This is a genomic window from Streptomyces viridosporus T7A (assembly GCF_008704515.1).
GTDB lineage: Bacteria > Actinomycetota > Actinomycetes > Streptomycetales > Streptomycetaceae > Streptomyces > Streptomyces viridosporus.
Genome location: NZ_CP023700.1, coordinates 6,998,932 through 7,017,142 on the forward strand (window position 1 = coordinate 6,998,932; position 18,211 = coordinate 7,017,142).

16 protein-coding genes are annotated in these 18,211 nt (G+C 72.6%); 7 read left to right on the plus strand and 9 right to left on the minus strand.

Going from position 1 to position 18,211, the window contains the following annotated elements; genetic code table 11:
• Positions 1-30: 30 nt before the first annotated feature.
• The 6 genes from pcaDC to CP969_RS31995 are packed head-to-tail and all read right to left on the minus strand — an operon-like array spanning position 31 to position 5,300.
• Complete coding sequence (gene pcaDC / locus CP969_RS31970) at positions 31-1,161, minus strand: bifunctional 3-oxoadipate enol-lactonase/4-carboxymuconolactone decarboxylase PcaDC (RefSeq protein ID WP_016823716.1); 1,131 nt, start codon at positions 1,159-1,161, stop codon at positions 31-33.
• Complete coding sequence (pcaB, locus tag CP969_RS31975) at positions 1,158-2,489, minus strand: 3-carboxy-cis,cis-muconate cycloisomerase (RefSeq protein WP_016823715.1); 1,332 nt, start codon at positions 2,487-2,489, stop codon at positions 1,158-1,160. The genes pcaDC and pcaB overlap by 4 nt, the downstream gene beginning before the upstream one ends.
• The gene (gene pcaG, locus CP969_RS31980) at positions 2,486-3,091 is read right to left on the minus strand and encodes a protocatechuate 3,4-dioxygenase subunit alpha (protein ID WP_004980390.1); all 606 of its coding nucleotides are present in this window, start codon (positions 3,089-3,091) and stop codon (positions 2,486-2,488) included. The genes pcaB and pcaG overlap by 4 nt, the downstream gene beginning before the upstream one ends.
• A gap of 6 nt (positions 3,092-3,097) precedes the next feature.
• On the minus strand, positions 3,098-3,877 hold the full coding sequence (gene pcaH, locus CP969_RS31985; protein WP_016823714.1) for a protocatechuate 3,4-dioxygenase subunit beta: 780 nt from the start codon (positions 3,875-3,877) through the stop codon (positions 3,098-3,100).
• Positions 3,874-4,518, minus strand: coding sequence for a CoA transferase subunit B (locus CP969_RS31990; RefSeq protein ID WP_016823713.1), 645 nt, complete (start codon positions 4,516-4,518; stop codon positions 3,874-3,876). The genes pcaH and CP969_RS31990 overlap by 4 nt, the downstream gene beginning before the upstream one ends.
• Positions 4,518-5,300 (minus strand): CoA transferase subunit A, encoded by a 783-nt coding sequence (locus tag CP969_RS31995; protein WP_016823712.1) that lies wholly within the window; start codon positions 5,298-5,300, stop codon positions 4,518-4,520. Before CP969_RS31995 ends, CP969_RS31990 begins: the two co-directional genes overlap by 1 nt.
• A 221-nt stretch (positions 5,301-5,521) precedes the next feature.
• On the opposite strand from CP969_RS31995, the gene CP969_RS32000 reads away from it, so the two are divergent.
• The gene (locus CP969_RS32000) at positions 5,522-5,986 is read left to right on the plus strand and encodes a MarR family winged helix-turn-helix transcriptional regulator (protein ID WP_016823711.1); all 465 of its coding nucleotides are present in this window, start codon (positions 5,522-5,524) and stop codon (positions 5,984-5,986) included.
• Positions 5,987-6,013: 27 nt separating this feature from the next.
• Here the strand turns inward: CP969_RS32000 and CP969_RS32005 are convergent, their stop codons facing one another.
• Complete coding sequence (locus CP969_RS32005; RefSeq protein ID WP_016823710.1) at positions 6,014-7,024, minus strand: DUF3048 domain-containing protein; 1,011 nt, start codon at positions 7,022-7,024, stop codon at positions 6,014-6,016.
• A gap of 194 nt (positions 7,025-7,218) precedes the next feature.
• Here CP969_RS32005 and CP969_RS32010 point away from each other — a divergent pair, with 194 nt between their 5' ends.
• The gene (locus tag CP969_RS32010; protein WP_016823709.1) at positions 7,219-8,409 is read left to right on the plus strand and encodes a zinc-dependent alcohol dehydrogenase; all 1,191 of its coding nucleotides are present in this window, start codon (positions 7,219-7,221) and stop codon (positions 8,407-8,409) included.
• A 91-nt stretch (positions 8,410-8,500) separates the two neighbouring features.
• On the opposite strand, the gene CP969_RS32015 is transcribed toward CP969_RS32010, so the two are convergent.
• Both CP969_RS32015 and CP969_RS32020 read right to left on the minus strand, forming a co-directional pair.
• Positions 8,501-10,705, minus strand: a complete 2,205-nt coding sequence (locus tag CP969_RS32015; RefSeq protein ID WP_016823708.1) for an OmpL47-type beta-barrel domain-containing protein — start codon at positions 10,703-10,705, stop codon at positions 8,501-8,503.
• Positions 10,706-10,728: 23 nt separating this feature from the next.
• Positions 10,729-13,230, minus strand: coding sequence for a ThuA domain-containing protein (locus CP969_RS32020; protein WP_223887136.1), 2,502 nt, complete (start codon positions 13,228-13,230; stop codon positions 10,729-10,731).
• A 201-nt stretch (positions 13,231-13,431) separates the two neighbouring features.
• On the opposite strand from CP969_RS32020, the gene CP969_RS32025 reads away from it, so the two are divergent.
• The 5 genes from CP969_RS32025 to CP969_RS32045 all read left to right on the plus strand — a co-directional run bounded on the left by CP969_RS32025 (position 13,432) and on the right by CP969_RS32045 (position 18,189).
• Positions 13,432-14,463 (plus strand): multicopper oxidase domain-containing protein, encoded by a 1,032-nt coding sequence (locus CP969_RS32025; RefSeq protein ID WP_016823706.1) that lies wholly within the window; start codon positions 13,432-13,434, stop codon positions 14,461-14,463.
• A gap of 173 nt (positions 14,464-14,636) precedes the next feature.
• A complete protein-coding gene (locus CP969_RS32030; RefSeq protein ID WP_004980368.1) occupies positions 14,637-15,677 on the plus strand; it encodes a LacI family DNA-binding transcriptional regulator in 1,041 nt (346 codons plus the stop codon).
• A gap of 98 nt (positions 15,678-15,775) precedes the next feature.
• Entirely contained in the window at positions 15,776-16,570 is a 795-nt protein-coding gene (locus tag CP969_RS32035) for a VOC family protein (RefSeq protein WP_016823705.1), read from the plus strand.
• 225 nt (positions 16,571-16,795) lie between these two features.
• A complete protein-coding gene (locus tag CP969_RS32040) occupies positions 16,796-17,041 on the plus strand; it encodes a WhiB family transcriptional regulator (RefSeq protein WP_004980363.1) in 246 nt (81 codons plus the stop codon).
• Positions 17,042-17,118: 77 nt separating this feature from the next.
• The gene (locus CP969_RS32045) at positions 17,119-18,189 is read left to right on the plus strand and encodes a DNA polymerase III subunit beta family protein (RefSeq protein WP_016823704.1); all 1,071 of its coding nucleotides are present in this window, start codon (positions 17,119-17,121) and stop codon (positions 18,187-18,189) included.
• Positions 18,190-18,211: the final 22 nt, after the last annotated feature.

Here is an 18,211-nt window from a genome sequence, read left to right on the forward strand (position 1 = left end):
GCACGGGGTGAGGCGAGGGGCGACACACAATCAAGGGCGGTCCTCCTCCTCCGGTTCCTCCAGCACCCGCTGGGCCGTCGCGAACGCCGAGTTGGCCGCGGGCACCCCGCAGTACACCGCCGTCTGGAGCAGCACCGCCCCGATCTCCTCGGGCGTGAGCCCGTTGCGGCGCGCCGCGCGGACGTGCATCGCCAGCTCGTCGTGGTGGCCGTGGGCGACCAGCGCGGTGAGGGTGATCATGCTGCGCTCCCGGCGGGAGAGCGTCGGGTCGGTCCAGACCTCGCCCCAGGCGTAGCGCGCGACGAAGTCCTGGAAGCGTGCCGTGAACGGCGTCTGCCGGGCCTGGACCCGGTCCACGTGCGCGTCGCCCAGCACCTCGCGGCGCACCTCCATGCCGCGCCGGGCGCCCCCGTCGAAGTGCGCCCGCAGCGCCGTCAGCACCGCCTCCGGACACTGCGCCGGCGCCAGGTGCGAGGCCCCGGGGAGCTCCACGAGCGTGGCACCCGGCACCGCGTCCGCGATCTGGCGCAGATGCGCGGGCGGGGTCGCCGGATCCTCCCGGCCGGCGATCAGCAGCGTCGGCGCCCCGATCTCCGTGAGCCGTTCGCGCAGGTCGAACGCGGCCAGCGCGTCACAGCAGGCGGCGTACGCGTCCGGGTCGGCCTCCCGGTGGTCCCGCACCAGACGCGGCACGGTGAACCCGGGGGTGAACCACCGGGCGTCGGCGTTCTCCGCCAGCCCGGCCAGCCCTTCGTGCCGCACCAGCGCCGCCCGCTCCTCCCACGGCCCCGCGCCGTTGAAGTGCGCCGAGGAGCAGATCACGGCCAGCGACGCCACCCGCTCCGGATGGTGCACGGCCAGGTGCAGCCCCACCGCACCGCCGAGCGAGACCCCCGCGTACCCGAACCGCTCGATGCCGAGCGCGTCGGCGAGCGCCAGCACCAGCTCCGCCAGATCGCCCACGGTCGCCCCGGGGCCGATCAGCCCGGCCGCCGAACCGCCGTGCCCCGGCAGGTCCCAGCGGACCACCCGGTGCGCGGCCGACAGTTCGGGCGCCACCTCGTCCCACAGGGCGTACGACGTGCCGAGCGAGGGGCCCAGGAGCAGCGGGGGAGCGGAAGCGGGGCCTTCGGCACGGTGGTTGAGGAGGGTCTCGGTCAACGTCGCTCCAGAGCACGGTCGGTGAGGACACCGGCGGAGCCGGTGTAACGGGCGGGGTCGGTCGGCTCGCCGAGGTCGACATCCGTCAGCTCCGGCTCCTCGGCGAGGAGGTCGGCCAGGGACCGGTCCTCGGCACGGGTGCGCTCGGCGGCCTCGGTGAGCAGCTCCTTCGCCCGGGCCCGGCCGAGCACGGGCGCCAGTTCGGCGGACAGCCGCTCGGAGACGATCAACCCGTGGGTGAGACCGAGGTGGTCGCGCATGGCGTCCGGGTGCACCCGCAGCCCCTCGGTCAGCTCGGCGGCGTCCCGTGCGGTGCCGCCGACCAGCCGGAGCAGGTCCCTGAGCGGTTCCCACTCGGCGTGCCAGGCCCCGGCCGGCCGCTCGTCCTCGGCCGCCAGCGCGCCGTACAGCGTGGCCGCGAGCTGTGGTGCGCGCCGGGCGGCGGCCGCGATCAGCGTCGACCGCACCGGGTTCGCCTTGTGCGGCATGGCGGACGAGCCGCCGCCGCTGCCCTCGGAGACCTCCGCGATCTCGGTGCGGGAGAGAGTGAGGACGTCCGCCGCGAGCTTGCCCAGCGCGCCGGCGGTGAAGGCGAGACAGCCGGCGAGGTCGGCGACCGGCGTGCGCAGGGTGTGCCAGGGCAGCAGCGGTGCCCGGAGCCCGAGCTCCCGGGCGTAGGCGGCGGTCAGCGCGGTCGCGTCGTCCGCCCCGTACGCCGTGAACGCCGCCAACGTGCCTGCCGCTCCGCCGAGCTGGACGGGCAGCGAGCCGCGTACCGCCGTCACCCGGTCCCGGGCGTCCAGCACCAGCGACCGCCATCCGGCGGCCTTCAGCCCGAACGTCGTCGGTACGGCGTGCTGGGTGAGCGTGCGGCCCGGCATCGGGGTGTCCCGGTGCTCGGCGGCCAGGCCGGCCAGCGCCCGCTCGGTGCGGCCGAGGTCGGCGAGGACCGGGTCCAGGGTGCGTGCGGCGACCAGCATCGTCGCGGTGTCCATGATGTCCTGGCTGGTCGCGCCCCGGTGCACGAACGGACCGTACGGCTCGCCGACCGCCCGCGTCAGGTCCGCGACCAGCGGGATCACCGGGTTCCCGCCGCCCCGCGCCCGCTCGGCGAGGGAGGCGAGGTCGAAGCGTCCGGGGGCGGCCGCCTCCGTCACCGCGGCCACGGCCTCGTCCGGGACGAGCCCCAGGGCCGCCTGGGCCCGGGTCAGCGCCGTCTCCGCGTCGAGCAGCGCCCGCAGGAACGCCGCGTCCGCCGTCTCGGCCGCGGCCGGGGAACCGGCCCACCCGGGGGCGAGCAGGCCGGTGTCGTCATCGGCCGACGTCATGTGAACTCCAGGAAGACCGTCTCGCCCTCGCCCTGAAGGCGGATGTCGAAACGGTACGTGCCGCGGCCCTCGTCCTTCGCGACCAGCGTGTCGCGGCGGTCGGCCTCGAGCCGGGACAGCAGCGGGTCCGCGGACAGCGCCGCCGCGTCGCCCGGCAGGTAGATCCGGGTGAACAGGTGCACCAGCAGACCGCGGGCGAAGACGCACACACTGAGGTACGGCGCGCTGCGGCCGCGTGCCCCGGGCCGCAGGGTGCGCGCGTACCAGTGGCCGTCCGCGTCGGTCTGGATCCGCCCGAAGCCGGTGAACTCCACGCCGTTGCGCCCCAGGAAGCCGCCGCTCGCCGGGTCGCGCCGCATCGAGCCGTCCGTCGTCGGCAGGTTGCCCTCCGGATCCGGTCCCCACAGCTCCAGCAGGGCGTCCGGCAGCGGCCGGCCCTCGCCGTCGTACACGTACCCGTGCACGGTGACCGTGTCCGGATGCCCCTGGGGCGCGATGTCCTCGCCGCCGGGGAACGGCAGCGCGTAGCCGTAGAAGGGGCCGACGGTGTGCGAGGGGGTGGGCGGAACGTTCTCCGGGCCGACGGTGTCGGTCTTCGTCATGGCAGGTCAGCGCCCTTCTTCGAGCCAGGTGGCGTTCGGCCCGTCGAGCACGATGTCCCAGTGGTAGCCGAGGGAGAACTCCGGCACGGACAGGCTGTGGTCGTAGGTGGCGACCAGCCGCTGCCGGGCCGCGTCGTCGGTCACGGACTGCAGGATCGGGTCGTGGGGGAACAGCGGGTCGTTCGGGAAGTACATCTGCGTCACCAGCCGCTGGGTGAACGCCGTGCCGAAGACGGAGAAGTGGATGTGCGCCGGCCGCCAGGCGTTGAGGTGGTTGCGCCACGGGTACGGGCCCGGCCGGACGGTGGTGAAGCGGTAGCGGCCGTCGGCGTCGGTGAGGGTGCGACCCACCCCGGTGAAGTGGGGGTCCAGCGGGGCGTCGTGCTGCTCGCGCTGATGGGCGTACCGCCCGGCCGAGTTGGCCTGCCAGATCTCCACCAGTTGGCCGCGCACGGGCCGGCCGCCCCGGTCCAGCAGCCGGCCGGAGACGGTGATGCGCTCCCCGATGGGCTCACCGGCGTGCTGCCGGGTGAGGTCGTTGTCGACCTCGGTGATGTCCCGCTCCCCGAACGCCGGGGAGGACAGCTCCACCAGTTCCGGGTCCTTGGACACGTCGATGGCGATCGGCGGCCGCTTGGGGTGGCGCAGCACCGAGGACCGGTACGGCGCGTAGTCGCGGCGCGGATGGTGTTCGACGGGCGCGCCGTCGGCGACCCGCTTCCCGTACGCGGCGCGCTCGGCCGCGATCTCCCGGTCCACGTCGGCTTGCGTCAGGGGGTCGGTCACGACAGGCCCTCCCCGAGGGTGAGTTCGGCTCCGGTCTTGGCGGTGATCTCCTCGACGGTCACGCCGGGGGTGGTCTCGGCGAGGACCAGCCCGTCGTCGGTGACGTCGAGGACGCCGAGGTCGGTGATGATCCGGTCCACGCAACGCTTGCCGGTCAGCGGCAGCGTGCACTCGGCGAGGATCTTCGGCGAGCCGTCCTTGGCGGTGTGGGTCATCACGACGAGCACGGTGCGGGCGCCGTGGACGAGGTCCATGGCCCCGCCGATGCCGGTGATCATCTTGCCGGGGATGGCCCAGTTGGCCAGGTCCCCGCGCGCGGAGACCTGCATGGCGCCGAGGACGGCGACGTCGATGTGCCCGCCCCGGATCATCGAGAAGGACAGCGCCGAGTCGAAGAAGGAGGCGCCCGGCAGGACGGTCACGGTCTCCTTCCCGGCGTTGATCAGGTCCGGGTCGACGGCGTCCTCGGCGGGGTAGGGGCCGGTGCCGAGGATGCCGTTCTCGCTCTCCAGCACCACCTCGACGCCGGGCGGGAGGTGGTTGGGGATGAGCGTGGGCAGGCCGATGCCGAGGTTGACGTACTGGCCGTCCCGCAGCTCGCGGGCCGCCCGCGCGGCCATCTGCTCCCGTGTCCAGGCCATCAGTTGCTCGCCGCCCCTCGTGCCGGAGGCGCGGAAATCGTGCGCCGTTCGATCTTCTTGTCGGCCGCCTGCCCGGGCGTGAGCGCCACGACCCGCTGCACGAAGACGCCCGGCAGGTGCACCGCGTCGGGGTCGACGGCGCCGGGCTCGACCAGTTCCTCCACCTCGGCGATGGTGACCCGCCCGGCCATCGCCGCGAGGGGGTTGAAGTTGCGGCTCGACTTGTTGAACACCAGGTTCCCGTGCCGGTCGCCCCGCGCCGCCCGCACCAGGGCGTAGTCGGTGCGGATGCCGCGCTCCAGCACGTACTGCGTGCCGTCGAACTCCCGCACCTCCTTGGGCGGGGAGGCCAGCGCCACCCCGCCGTTCCCGTCGTAGCGCCAGGGCAGTCCGCCCTCGGCGACCTGCGTGCCCACCCCGGCCGGGGTGTAGAAGGCCGGGATGCCGGCCCCGCCCGCGCGCAGCCGCTCCGCGAGCGTGCCCTGCGGGATCAGCTCCACCTCCAGCTCCCCGGCCAGGTACTGCCGGGCGAACTCCTTGTTCGCGCCGATGTAGGAACCGGTCACCCGGGCGATCCGCCCCGCCGCCAGCAGCACCGCGAGCCCGGACTCCAGCGCCCCGCAGTTGTTGGAGACCACCGACAGGCCGCCGACCCCGCGCTCGTGCAGCGCCCGGATCAGCACGTCCGGCACACCGCTCAGCCCGAAACCGCCCACCGCCAGCGACGCACCGTCCGGTACGTCGGCCACCGCCTCCCCGGCGGAGGCCACCACCTTGTCCATCCGAGGAACCCCCTTCCTTCCCGATACCCCGACCGAAATTAATCAGGGCACTGAGTATTTCCGCGAGGCCGCCCTCACGCTGCCATCGTGAGGAGGGGAGCGTCAATACCCTGGAAAACAAGGTACGGAGGTGAAGGTGGGAGGGGCGGACAGTCGCCCCCGGTGCGGGTATCGTTCAGTGCACCAACGAACCGGAAGCAGAACCGACCGTGGGAGCGGACATGGCGGCGGTGGATCTCACCACCCATCCCGGACACTTGGCCCGGCGGCTCCAGCAGGCGCACCACCTGCTGTGGAACACGATGGTCTCCGAGGAGATCACCTCGCCGCAGTTCGCCGTCCTCAACGCGCTCGTCGCCGAGCCGGGCCTGGACCAGCGGACCGTGGGGGAGCGGGTGGGGCTGGACCGGTCCACCATCGCCGAGGTGATCGGCCGGCTCATCCGGCGCGGGCTGCTCGACAAGGTCCGCGATCCGCAGGACGGCCGGCGCTTCCTGCTGCGCCTCACCGACGACGGCGTGCGCACCCACCGCAAGCTGACGGTGCGCACCGCGCGGATGAACCAGGTCTTCCTGGCCCCGCTCGGCGCCGACGAGCGGGCGGTGTTCTTCGATCTGCTCCGGCGGGTCGCGGACGCGGCCGAAGGGCTGCGCCACCCCGCCGGGGCCCCGGCCGACCCGCGCTGACCGGGGAGACCGCTGGGACCGGGCCGGTCAGGGGGCCTTCGCGTACACCACCCACACCTGACCGTGCGCGAAGGTCATCCGCTCGCCGTCCGCGGTGGTGAACGAGGTGCCGTCCCGGGCGGTCGGGCGGCTCCAGTTCACCCCGTACGCGCGGCCGTCGCGCAGCACGGTGGCCTTCCCTGAGCCCACCGTCTCGGTGTACGGGGTGGTGTTGCCGAGGAAGTCCCGGTAGCCGGAGGGGCGCACGGTCACGTACTGCACGACCACGGTCGCGGGTGCCGGCCGGCCGCCCTCCGTGGTGGTCGCGGGGGTGCCGTCCAGCGAGACCAGCCAGCGGCCGTCGGCGGCCGACCAGGTGAAGGTGAAACGGGCCGCCGGGTAGCGCACCGTGAGCGCGTTCTCCGGCTTCCCGCCCGCGGGGGCCGGGCCGAAGCGGAAGCCGGTGGTCAGGGCGGCCCGGCCGGGCGGGCCGTCCATGAGCCGCTCCGGTCGCAGGTACAGGTTGTGCGGGGCGGAGCGGTCCGTGCCCCGGCTGTAGGCGTCCGGTGACGACACGGGCGTCGCCTCCTCGAGCGGCGCCCGGTCGATCAGCGGCAGGAGCTTGCTCTGGGCCCCGGAGAAGGCCAGGACGGGCCGGTCGAACTGGCGCAGCAGCTCCAGATCGGACTCACGGACGCTGCGCACCGGCCCGACGGATCCGGGGAGCCGGGTGGCGTACACCGCCAGTAGCCGGCTCAGCCCGCCCTCGACCTGCTCGACGTACACCACGTCCGCGGCGTCCAGGCCCGTGAGGGGCCGGGCGGCGGGGGTGTTGTCGATCTTCACCACGAGCGCGGGGCGGCCGCCCGACCCGTTCGGCCGCGGCTCCCGCGTGGCCGGCGCCGTCGAACCGCGCTTGTCGTCGGTCGAGCCGCCGGACGACGTGCAGCCGGTCACCAGGCCGACCGCCAGACCGGCCGCCACCAGGACGGCCGGCAGCGCTCTCGCCGCCGTGCCGCGCCGTGCGCGCGCCCCTCGTCCCGTGCTCACCGTCGCCACTGTGTCCGCCTCGCGTCCTGGGGTGACTTAATTGTGCACTTTTCTGATTGTTGATGGTCTTTCTTGATCAGTGGCGATGCCGCGCGGTGGTTCCGCCGATCGGCGCAGCGGCGTGGTTGGGGCCGGAACCGCTCGGGTACCCGGGGCCCACCACAGCAGCGGCGCACCGGCCACGACGGAGGGAGCAGGCGGCGATGAAGGCAGTGACCTGGCAGGGAAAGCGGGACGTCCGCGTGGAGGACGTGCCCGATCCCCGGATCGAGGAGCCGACGGACGCGATCATCCGCGTCACCTCCACGGGACTGTGCGGATCCGACCTGCACCTGTACGAAGTGCTCACCCCGTTCATGACCCCGGGCGACATCCTCGGTCACGAGCCGATGGGGATCGTGGAGGAGGCCGGCGCCGCGGTGCCGGACCTCCAGGTGGGCGACCGGGTCGTGGTGCCGTTCCAGATCGCCTGCGGCAACTGCTGGATGTGCCTGACCGGACTGCCCACCCAGTGCGAGACCACCCAGGTCAGCTCCGAGGGCATGGGCGCGGCCCTGTTCGGCTACACCCGCCTCTACGGCGCCGTCCCGGGCGGCCAGGCGGAGTACCTGCGGGTCCCGCAGGCGCAGTACGGTCCGATCAAGGTCCCGGAAGGGCCGCCCGATGACCGGTTCCTCTACCTCTCCGACGTGCTGCCCACCGCCTGGCAGGCCGTGGCCTACGCCGGGATCCCCAAGGGCGGCAGCGTCGCCGTGCTCGGCCTCGGCCCCATCGGCGACATGGCCTGCCGGGTCGCCCGGCTCCAGGGTGCCGGGCGCGTCTTCGGCGTGGACCTGGTCCCGGAGCGGCTGCGCCGGGCGAAGGAGAGGGGCGTGGAGACCTTCGACCTGAGGTCCTTCGACGACGAGAAGGAGCTCGTCGAGGCGATCCGCGACCAGACCGACGGCCGCGGCCCCGACGCCGTGATCGACGCCGTCGGCACCGAGGCGCACGGCAGCGCGGCGGCCCGCATGGTGCAGAACGCCTCGGCGCTGCTGCCCCGCAAGCTGAGCGCCCCCATGGCGGAGCGCTTCAGCGTCGACCGGCTCGCCGCCCTCTACACCGCCATCGAGCTGGTGCGGCGCGGCGGCACCATCTCGCTGTCCGGCGTCTACGGCGGCATGGCCGACCCGATGCCCATGCTCACCCTGTTCGACAAGCAGATCCAGATGCGCATGGGGCAGGCGAACGTCCGCCGCTGGAGCGACGAGATCATCCCCTACCTCACGGACGAGGACCCGCTCGGCGTCGAGGACTTCGCCACCCACCACGTGCCGCTGACCGAGGCGCCGCACGCCTACGACATGTTCCAGCGCAAGCAGGAGGGCGCGGTCAAGGTGATCATGAAGCCGTGACCGGCACCCGGGGCAGGGCCCGGACGCCGGTCACGGGGCCCGCCCGGTGCCGGGAGACACCGGGCGGGCCGTCACCACGTCAGGACGGCCGTCAGGGAAGTTCCTTGATCCGGACGTCCCGGTAGGAGACCACGTCGGTCGTGCCGTGCACCTGCAGTCCGACGTAGCCGGAGGCGAACCGCCGCCCGTCCGTGCCCGGGTCGTCCGAGCGCGGCGGGGAGAAGTCCTGGCCGCCGATGTTGTCGAACTCGTTGATCAGCACACCGTTGCGGTAGACCGAGTAGTGCTGGTCCACCACGCGGATCTCGTAGTCGTTCCAGGTGCCCTTCTGCGTCACGCCCGCGCCGGCCAGGCCCACGCGGTCGAAGCCGTAGACCGACCCCGTCTTGTACATGTCGCCGGTGGGCGAGTCGAACACCTGCACCTCGTGCCCGTACTTGATGGCGACCCACTCCGGACGCGACTCCTCCGGGTGGTCGTGGATCTGCGGGAACCGCACGAACACACCGGAGTTGGCGTTGCCGGTGCCCGGGGCGTCGTCCCGCCACTGGAGCTTCAGCGAGAAGTCGCCGTACGTGCGCTCGGGGAACCACAGCATGCCGAGCCCGCCCCTGGTGGTGCCGGAGGTGATCGACCCGTCCGGGTTCAGCGCGAACGAACCGCCGCCCACGTGCTGCCACCGGGCGAACGACTCCGGGCTGCCGTCGAGGATGGTGCGGTAGCCCTCGGTCTGGCCGGGCCTGCCGATGCCGGACTGGCGGGCGGCCCGGTCGACGGCGCGGTGCTCCCGCTCGTCGACGACTCCTTCCTTCTGCAGCCCGTCCAGGACGGTCCGGACGTGCTTGAGGAACAGCGCCTGCGAGGTCCACTCCTTCTCGTCCTCGATCAGCTCGCCGATCCGGCACCGGTTGTTGGTGACCCGGTTGGGCACCCCCGAGTCGACCGTGCCGACGATCACCGTCAACCGCTCGTCGTACTCCGGGCAGTTGGGCGCGGGGACCCCGCCGCCCGCCACGACCGTGAAGCTCACCGTGAGCGCCTGGGAGGTGTTGCCCGCCTTGTCGCTCGCCCGGTAGGCCACGGTGTGCCGGCCCGCCCGGTCGACGACCACCGGCTGCGTGTACGCCAGGTAGGGACCGCCGTCGAGGGAGTACTCGATCCCGGCGACGCCGGAACCGCCCTCGTCGGTGGCGCTGACGGTCACCCTGGCGTTGCCGACGTAGGCGCCGTCGGAGTTCTTCGTGCCGGTGACGGTCGCACCGGTCACCGGCGGGGTGGTGTCCTGCGGGGGAGCGGCGACGACGGTGAACTCCACGCTCTTCTCCGCCGAGACGTTGCCCGCCCTGTCGGTGGCCCGGTAGCGCACCGTGTGCGTGCCGGTCCGGTGCACCATCACCGGCCCGGTGTACGGCTGCCAGGCGCCGTCGGCACCGATGGCGTACTCGATGGTGTTGACGCCGGAGCCGGTGTCGGACGCGGTGACGGTGACCGTCGCCATGTCGATGTAGGCGCCGTCGCCGTTCCGCTCGCCGTCCACGGTCGCCGAGGTGTCCGGCGGTGCGGTGTCGTCCGACGGCGGGGCGACGACGGTGAACTGCACGCTCTTCTCGGCCGAGACGTTGCCCGCCCTGTCCAGGGCGCGGTAGCGCACCGTGTGCGTGCCGACCCGGTCGACCACGACCGGCGCGGTGTACGGCTGCCAGGCGCCGTCGTCGCCGATCGCGTACTCGATCCGGTCGACGCCCGATCCCTCGTCGGTGGCCTCGACGGCGACGCTCGCCGAGCCGACGTACGCGCCCTCGGCGTTGCGCGTGCCGGTCACCTTCGCCGTCGCCTCGGGCGCCGTGGTGTCCTCACCACCGCCCTCGGTCACCGTCAGGACGCCCCGCATCTGGCCGTGGCCGGGAATCGTGCAGTAGTAGAGGTAGCGGCCCGGGGTGAGCGTGACCTCGGCGGTGTGCCGGCCGCCCTGGGCGTCGCCCGGGTTGGCCAGGATGTTCAGCTGGACGTCGCTGTTGAACTCCGGGTCCGACGTCATGAACGTCAGCGTGTGCGGCATGCCGGTGGTGTTGCCGGTGGCCGCGCTGTTCTCGAAGACGATCGTCGCCGGGCCCGCCACCGCCGTCGCCGGCGCCGACAGGTACCGGTCGATGTCGTTCCCGGCGGTCCAGGTGAGCACCTGGTCCGCCGCTCCGGCGCCGGAAGCCCTGGCGCCGGTGGCCCCGGTGCCGTCGGCCGCGGAGGCGGTCTGCAGACCGAGCGTCATGAGCAGGGCGGCCACCAGGGCGGCCCACATTCTCCGTTGCCGTGTCACTGCCCTCACCCGGCCTTCCGCGCCAGCTGACCGGCGGCCGGGGTCGGCCCGCCGCCCGTGTAGGTGACCCGCCACAGCGCGGACCTGGAGTCGGAGGTGAAGAAGCCCCGGCCGTAGTCGAGGACGTACAGCGCCCCGTCCGGACCGAACTTCCAGTCCATCAGGTTCTTGATGCCGTCGTTGCCGATCGGCACGATCTTCTTCAGCGACTCCGAGTGCACCGGCAGACCGCCGTCCCCTTGCGTCCTCGGGTCCATGAGCACCGCGTTGCGCGGCTGGTCGGCGTCGTAGAAGTCGCCGACGAACCACTTGCCGTCCCAGTAGGCGGGCCACTTGGTCCCGCTCGTGCTCGCCTCGTCGTAGCGGTAGACCGGTCCGTTCATCGCGGCCTGGCCGCCGCCCTTGAGCCAGGGCAGCTTGTGGGTGGCCTCCTCCGCCTTGTACGACGGGACACCGTTCGCGTCCCGCGGGAAGTCCGGGCCGCCGCCCTGCGGCGAGTACCAGATGTTGTTGCCGGTCACCGGCGGCAGGTTGACCAGGCCGTCGTTGTTCGGCGACTCGTTCTTCGGGTGGTCGCAGTCGTACCAGCCGAGGGGCCGGGACGGATCGGGAAGGTTCCGGTCCCGGTAGGGCTGCTTGTTGCCCATGCAGTACGGCCAGCCCCGGTTGGACGCCTTGGTGATCACGGCGAACGTGTCGTACTTCGCCGGACCCCAGGTCGTCGACGGCTGGCCGGCGTCCGGACCGACCCAGCCCGCGTAGAGGACGTCGGTCGTCCTGTCGACGAAGATGCGCGCGGGGTTGCGCACCCCCATCACGTAGATCTCGCCGCGCGTCTTCCCGCCGCCCTCGGCGGTCTCCTTCCCGGTGAACAGATTGCCCTCGGGGAGGGTGTAGGTGCCGTCCGGCTCCGGGTGGATGCGCAGGATCTTGCCGTTGAGGTCGTTGGTGTTGCCGGCCGTGCGGCGCGCGTCCGCGAAGGAGACGCCCTTGAAGTTCGGCTCGGGGTTGTTGCCCGAGTAACCGCCGCTGAAGCCGCTGGAGTTGGTGTCACCGGTGGCGATGTACAGGTTGTCCTCGGAGTCCCAGGCCATCCCGCCGCCCGCGTGGCAGCAGCTGTGGATCTGCACCGGCCACTTCAGCAGCACCTTCTCGCTGCCCAGGTCCAGCTTGTCGGTGGTCCGGTCGAACGTGAAGCGGGAGACGCGCCGCTCGCCCATGTGCGTGTCGCGGTTGATCTCCGAGTGGGGCGTGTAGTGCAGGTACACCCAGCCGTTCCGCTCGAAGTCCGGGTCCAGCTCGATGCCGAGCAGCCCTTCCTCGACCTTGGTCAGCTCGTCGCCGCCGCCCTTGTTGCCGAAGACGGTGAGCGCCCCGGCGAGGGTGACCTTCCCGGTCTTCGGGTCGTAGACGTGGATCTCGCCCCTGCCCTTGCCGATGTCGGGGTCGTTCCAGTCGGTGACCACCGGCAGGGAGGAGTCGGTGCCGCCGCGGCCGATGTAGAAGACCCGGCCGTCGGGGGCGGTGACCAGGCCGTGCGGTTCGCCGATCTGGTCGTTCTGCCCCGGCTGGTTGGGCCGGGTCAGCCGCTCCGCCTTGTAGTTGCCCGTGATCGTCGCCTTGCAGTCGGCCTGCACGAGCCGGGTGGTCCACAGCAGGGCGCCGCGCAGGTGCGCGCGGAAGTCGGTCTCGTCGTACGACGACACCGTGCCGCCCATGGCGGTGTAGAAGGACCGGCCGCCGTCGTAGTCACGGCACCAGCTCACGGGATGGTCCCAGCCGTTCGCGCCCGCCCCCGGCTGGTAGGTCGACTCGCGCACCCGGGCCACGGTGTGCACCTCGCCGGACGGGTTCTTCACCCAGTTCAGCCACTTGTCGGGCCGCTTCCACTCCAGGGGCAGGCCCTTGGTCGCCGGATGCAGCCGGTCGCCCACCTCCACAGTGGCCCGCTGCACCTTCTCGGGGCTCGACGCGGCCGGGCGGGCGCCGATGAGGCCGGTGAACCAGTCCGAGTACGGCTCCGCGCGGGCCGCGTCGTGGAGGCCGACGAAACCGCCGCCGGCCTCCATGTACGCCTCCAGGCCCGCCTCCTGCTCCGGGTCGAGGACATCCCCGCCGCCGGTCAGGAACACGATCGTGTTGAAGCGTCCCAGCTTCCTGCCGTCGGTGAAGACCGAGGCGTCGTCGGTGGCGGTGACCTCGAAGCGCTGGTTCTCCGGACCGGACAGGCCGATCCTCTCGATCGCCGCGATCCCCGCGTTCACGAGCGGGGACTCGTCACCGCCCGCCGCCGAGCCGTGGAACAGCAGCACGCGTACGTTCGCGCCGCCCGGGGGCGACTTGACGGACATCGTTGTCGGGGACGGATCCGGGGCCGGGCGCGCACTGGCGGCGGGTGCCGACAGCAGCCCGGCGGCGACGATCCCGACGGTGGCGCCGACCGCAAGGGCCCGCCGCCCCGCTCCGGTCGCTCTCGCGCTTCTCGCGCTCAACCTCCGTAAGTGCATGGGTCCTTGACGCGGTGTGCACCGCATGTGGCCACCCACCCCTCCTCGGTCGCGGCAACAGCGTCAAGGAAGCTAGACCTCTTTGCGTCACACGCCAATACCTATGACCGCAATGAAACGAACTTTGTCCTGAGTGTGGAGAAACGCTCGGGGGGCCGCTACGGTTTCACAGGTTCATGACAGCCACGTGGGGAGTTCGGCATGGACAGACGCGGCTTCAACCGGCGGGTGCTGCTGGGCGGTGCGGCCGTCGCGACATCGTTGTCCCTCGCGCCCGAGGCCGTGAGCGCCACCGGACCGGCGAAGACCGCGCCCGCCGGGGGCGAGGTGAAGCGCATCAAGCTCTACGCCGAGCGGCTGGGCGGCGGGCAGATGGGCTACGGCCTGGAGAAGGGCAAGGCAACGATCCCCGGCCCCCTCATCGAGCTCAACGAGGGCGACACGCTGCACATCGAGTTCGAGAACACCATGGACGTGCCCGTGAGCCTGCACGTCCACGGCCTGGACTACGAGATCTCCAGCGACGGCACCAAGCAGAGCCGGAGCGACGTCGAGCCGGGCGGCACCCGCACCTACACCTGGCGCACCCACGTCCCGGGCCGGCGGGCGGACGGCACCTGGCGGGCGGGCAGCGCCGGCTACTGGCACTACCACGACCACGTGGTCGGCACGGAACACGGCACGGGCGGCATCCGCAACGGCCTCTACGGCCCGGTGATCGTGCGCCGCAAGGGCGACGTCCTGCCGGACCGGACGCACACGATCGTCTTCAACGACATGACGATCAACAACAGGCCGGCCCACACCGGACCGGACTTCGAGGCGACCGTGGGCGATCGCGTCGAATTCGTCATGATCACGCACGGCGAGTACTACCACACCTTCCACCTGCACGGTCACCGCTGGGCCGACAACCGCACCGGCATGCTCACCGGCCCCGACGACCCGAGCCAGGTCATCGACAACAAGATCTGCGGCCCGGCGGACTCCTTCGGCTTCCAGGTGATCGCGGGGGAAGGGGTGGGAGCGGGCGCCTGGATGTACCACTGCCACGTCCAGAGCCACTCCGACATGGGCATGGTCGGCCTGTTCCTGGTCAAGAAGCCGGACGGCACGATCCCGGGCTACGACCCGCACCGGCACCACCACGGCGCGGCCTCCGGGAAGCCGGAGAAGGCGGAGAAGCCGGCGGGCTCGGAGAAGACGGAGGAGTCGGAGGAGCACGCGCACTGACGACCCGCGGACGACCCGCGGGCGGTCCGCGGGCGGTCCGCGGGCGGGGCGTGCCCGACCGCGGGAGCCGGCGACGACGGACCGCCCGGGTGGTCCGAGATGATCCGAGAGCGCTCTCGCCTCCGTGGGCACGGGGCTATCCTGTCCCGCAGCCGCAGGTGAGGAGCCCCGACGTGACCGAGACAGTGCCGCGTCCCACGCTGGAGGCCGTGGCCGCGCGGGCCGGGGTCTCGCGGGCCACCGTCTCCCGCGTGGTCAACGGCGCCGACGGAGTCAGGGAGCCCCTGGCCGAGCGGGTCAGGCGGGCCGTGGAGGAACTCGGGTACGTCCCCAACCAGGCCGCCCGCAGCCTGGTGACGAAACGGCACGACGCCGTCGCCGTCATCGTGGCCGAGCCGGAGACCCGTGTCTTCGCCGACCCCTTCTTCGCCCGCCAGCTGCGCGGCATCAGCAAGGAGCTGACGGCCCACGACAACCAGCTCGTGCTGCTGCTCACCGAGGACCGCGACGACCACGCGCGGGTGGGGCGCTACCTGGCCGGCGGCCACGTCGACGGCGCGCTGGTGTTCTCGCTGCACATCGACGACCCGCTGCCGGAACTGATCCAGCGCGCCGGGCTGCCGACGGTGTTCGGCGGCCGGCCCGACTGGAGCGGCGGCGGGCAGGGCGTCGTCTACGTCGACTGTGACAACAGGGGCGGCGCCCGGGACGCCGTACGGCATCTGCTCGGCCTCGGCCGCAGCCGCATCGCGCACATCACCGGCGCCCTCGACCAGACCTCCGCGGCGGACCGGCTCGACGGCTTTCGGGACGTCATGGTCGACGCCGATCCGCGCCTGGTCGTGGAGGGCGACTTCACCCCGGCCGCGGGCGAGCGGGCGATGCGGGAACTCCTCGGGCGCTGCCCCGGCCTGGACGCGGTGTTCGCCGCCAACGACCTCATGGCGGCGGGCGCCCTGCGCGTCCTGCGTGAGCACGGGCGCCGGGTGCCGGACGACGTGGCGGTGGTCGGCTTCGACGACATGCTGCCGATCGCCGAGCAGACCGACCCGCCGCTCACCACGGTTCGCCAGGACATCGAGGAGATGGGCCGTCTGATGGCCCGCCTCCTCCTGCGCGACCTCGACCGCACCACGAGCGCACCGGAGAACGCGGTCGGCGCCCCCTCCAGCGTGGTCCTGCCGACGACCCTGGTGCGGCGCGCCTCCGCGTGAGGTCCGGACACACCCGTCCGGGTGCTTCGACGGCGGATCCCCGGCGGGCGGTGGAAGACTCGGCGGAGCAGGCGACGGGACCTTCCGCAGGAGGCACCATGCTCACCACCCGCTTCGTCGACGGCGCCCCGAACTGGATCGACGTCGGCACGTCCGACGTCGAGGGCACCACGTCCTTCTACGGCGGCCTCTTCGGCTGGGAGTACGAGCCGGCGGGGCCCGACGCCGGCGGCTACGGCTTCTTCCGGCTGTCCGGCAGGATCGTCGCGGGCGTGATGCGGACCCCGTCGGAGCGGGGGCCGGCCGCGTGGACCGTCTACTTCCGTACCCCCGACGCACAGGCCACGGCGCAGGCCGCCCGGCAGGCCCGGGGCAGTGTGTCCGTACCGCCCGTGGACGTGGGGGGACAGGGCAGGACGGCGATCCTCGCCGACCAGGCGGACGTCTCCTTCGGCATCTGGGAGCCCGCCCTCCGCGAGGGCGTCGAGGCCGCCGGTGAGGTCGGCTCGCTGTGCTGGGTCGAGCTGTACACCCCGGACGTCGCCCGGACCGCCGTCTTCTACCACTCGGTCCTCGGCTGGGAGACCTCGGCGGTGACCTTCCCCGGCGGTGTCTACACCTCCGTCAACCCCGCCGGGACCGGGGAGGAAGGCATGTTCGGCGGTCTGGTCCCGCTGGCCGACGACCCCACGGAGGCGGCGTCCGGACAGCCCTACTGGCTGCCCTACCTCGGGGTGGACGACCCGGACGGGGTCGTCGCCAGGGCCGTCGAACTGGGTGGCCGGGTCCGGATGCCCGCCACCTCCCTCGCCGGGGTCGGCCGGCTGGCCCGTCTGGAGGACCCGTACGGCGCGCGCTTCGCCGTCCTCAGGGGCGACCCGCGACAGACCTGACCCACCGATCCGACCGGCCGACCTGACCCACCGACCTGATCCGTCGATCGGGATCCGGCGGGGCCCGGGGCAGCAGGCGGGCAACGGGCGGCCCCTCCGCGCGCCGCCGTGTGTTTCCCGCCCGGGTGGCGCCATCATCGTGCGGACACGGACGGACGAACGGCGCCGAGCCGCGTTGATGCGGCGTTGAGTGAATGTTTTTCGTCGCTCGGCACGCTCTCGGCCATGCACATCGAAACGTTCCCGTCGCCCGATCTCACCTGGCAGGAGGAGGCGCTGTGTGCGCAGACCGGGGGAGACTTCTTCTTCCCCGAGCCGGGCAGTTCGGTCCGTGAGGCCAAGCGGATCTGCGGTCTCTGCCCCATCCGCGCCGCCTGCCTCGACTACGCCATGGCCCACGACATGCGCTTCGGCGTCTGGGGCGGACTCTCCGAGAAGGAGCGGCTGGAGCTGCGGCGGGCGAGCCGTTAGGCGTCGCGGGCCAGGAGGTCGTCGGCACATCCGGCCGGTGTTGACCTTCAAGTGGGTCGAAGCCCGACGATGGCCGGGTGCCGAACTCCGAACTGATGCCGATCGGGGTCTTCGCCCGACGCACCGGGCTGACCTCGAGCGCCTTGCGCTTCTACGCCGACTCCGGGCTGCTTCCTCCCGCTGAGGTCGACCCGGCCTCCGGCTACCGCTACTACGGCGCCGGCCAGGTGGCACGGGCCACCGCGCTGCGTCGGCTCCGTGAGATCGCCATGCCCCTCACCGCTGCCCGAGCCGTCCTCGACGCCGGGCCCGATGAAGCGTCCCGGCTGATCGACGAGCACGTCGCGAAGGTGCTCGGGGACGCGGCAGCGGTGCAGCGGAAAGCCGCTTCGATCAAGTCGTCGCTTGCCGACGTGCCGAGTCTGCCGGTTGCCGCGCTGAAGGGGCCCGTGCTGGCTGACGCGATCGAGCAGGTCCTGGCCGCGGCCGTGCGCGAACCTGGTATGCCGGTACTCGGGGCCCTGCGCGTCGAGGCGACGCAGGAGGCGGTCACCTTGACCGCCACCGACCGTTACCGCCTCTCGACCCGGACCCTGGTTCCCGCCGAAGCCGGGGCCACGGCCTGGGCCGCCACGGTCAGCGGTGACGAGTTGCGGGCAGCGGTCGCCGACATCCGCCGCAGCGCGCTGGTGCGGGTCGAGGCGACGCCGCACGGGTGCCGGCTGCGCATGGCGGACCGAGGAGACCGGCACTGCCGGCTGCTGTCGGAGGAGTTTCCCGATCACCGGCTGATGCTCGCGTCGCTGCCCGAGGTCACGACCCGGGTGACGGTCGCGAAGGGTCTCCTCCAGCGAGCTCTGGAGGAGATCCCGGGAGAGCGGGTCACGCTGCGTGTGACCCGCCGGGGCCTGAGCGTCCTGACGACCGATGGCGAGCATCCCGGTGTCCCGCTCGCGGCCGTCGTGACGGGGCGGGGCCTCCGGATCTCCTTCGAGCTGACCACGCTCTACCCGGCCGTCAGCACCGCCATCGGCCCCGACGTGATGCTCGACCTGAGGGGCCCGGACCAGCCTGCCGCGATCCGCTCCGCCGACCGCGGCGATCTCACCACCCTGGCCATGCCCGTCCGACCCGACCACTCCGCCTGAGCGAGAACGACGAGGAGCACTC

Coding starts and splice junctions, on each gene's coding strand:
- pcaB (WP_016823715.1), bottom strand. CDS start 2,489: ATGACGTCGGCCGATGACGACACCGGCCTGCTCGCCCCCGGGTGGGCC.
- pcaG (WP_004980390.1), bottom strand. CDS start 3,091: ATGACGAAGACCGACACCGTCGGCCCGGAGAACGTTCCGCCCACCCCC.
- CP969_RS31990 (WP_016823713.1), bottom strand. CDS start 4,518: ATGGCCTGGACACGGGAGCAGATGGCCGCGCGGGCGGCCCGCGAGCTG.
- CP969_RS31995 (WP_016823712.1), bottom strand. CDS start 5,300: ATGGACAAGGTGGTGGCCTCCGCCGGGGAGGCGGTGGCCGACGTACCG.
- CP969_RS32000 (WP_016823711.1), top strand. CDS start 5,522: ATGGCGGCGGTGGATCTCACCACCCATCCCGGACACTTGGCCCGGCGG.
- CP969_RS32010 (WP_016823709.1), top strand. CDS start 7,219: ATGAAGGCAGTGACCTGGCAGGGAAAGCGGGACGTCCGCGTGGAGGAC.
- CP969_RS32015 (WP_016823708.1), bottom strand. CDS start 10,705: ATGTGGGCCGCCCTGGTGGCCGCCCTGCTCATGACGCTCGGTCTGCAG.
- CP969_RS32020 (WP_223887136.1), bottom strand. CDS start 13,230: ATGCACTTACGGAGGTTGAGCGCGAGAAGCGCGAGAGCGACCGGAGCG.
- CP969_RS32025 (WP_016823706.1), top strand. CDS start 13,432: ATGGACAGACGCGGCTTCAACCGGCGGGTGCTGCTGGGCGGTGCGGCC.
- CP969_RS32035 (WP_016823705.1), top strand. CDS start 15,776: ATGCTCACCACCCGCTTCGTCGACGGCGCCCCGAACTGGATCGACGTC.
- CP969_RS32040 (WP_004980363.1), top strand. CDS start 16,796: ATGCACATCGAAACGTTCCCGTCGCCCGATCTCACCTGGCAGGAGGAG.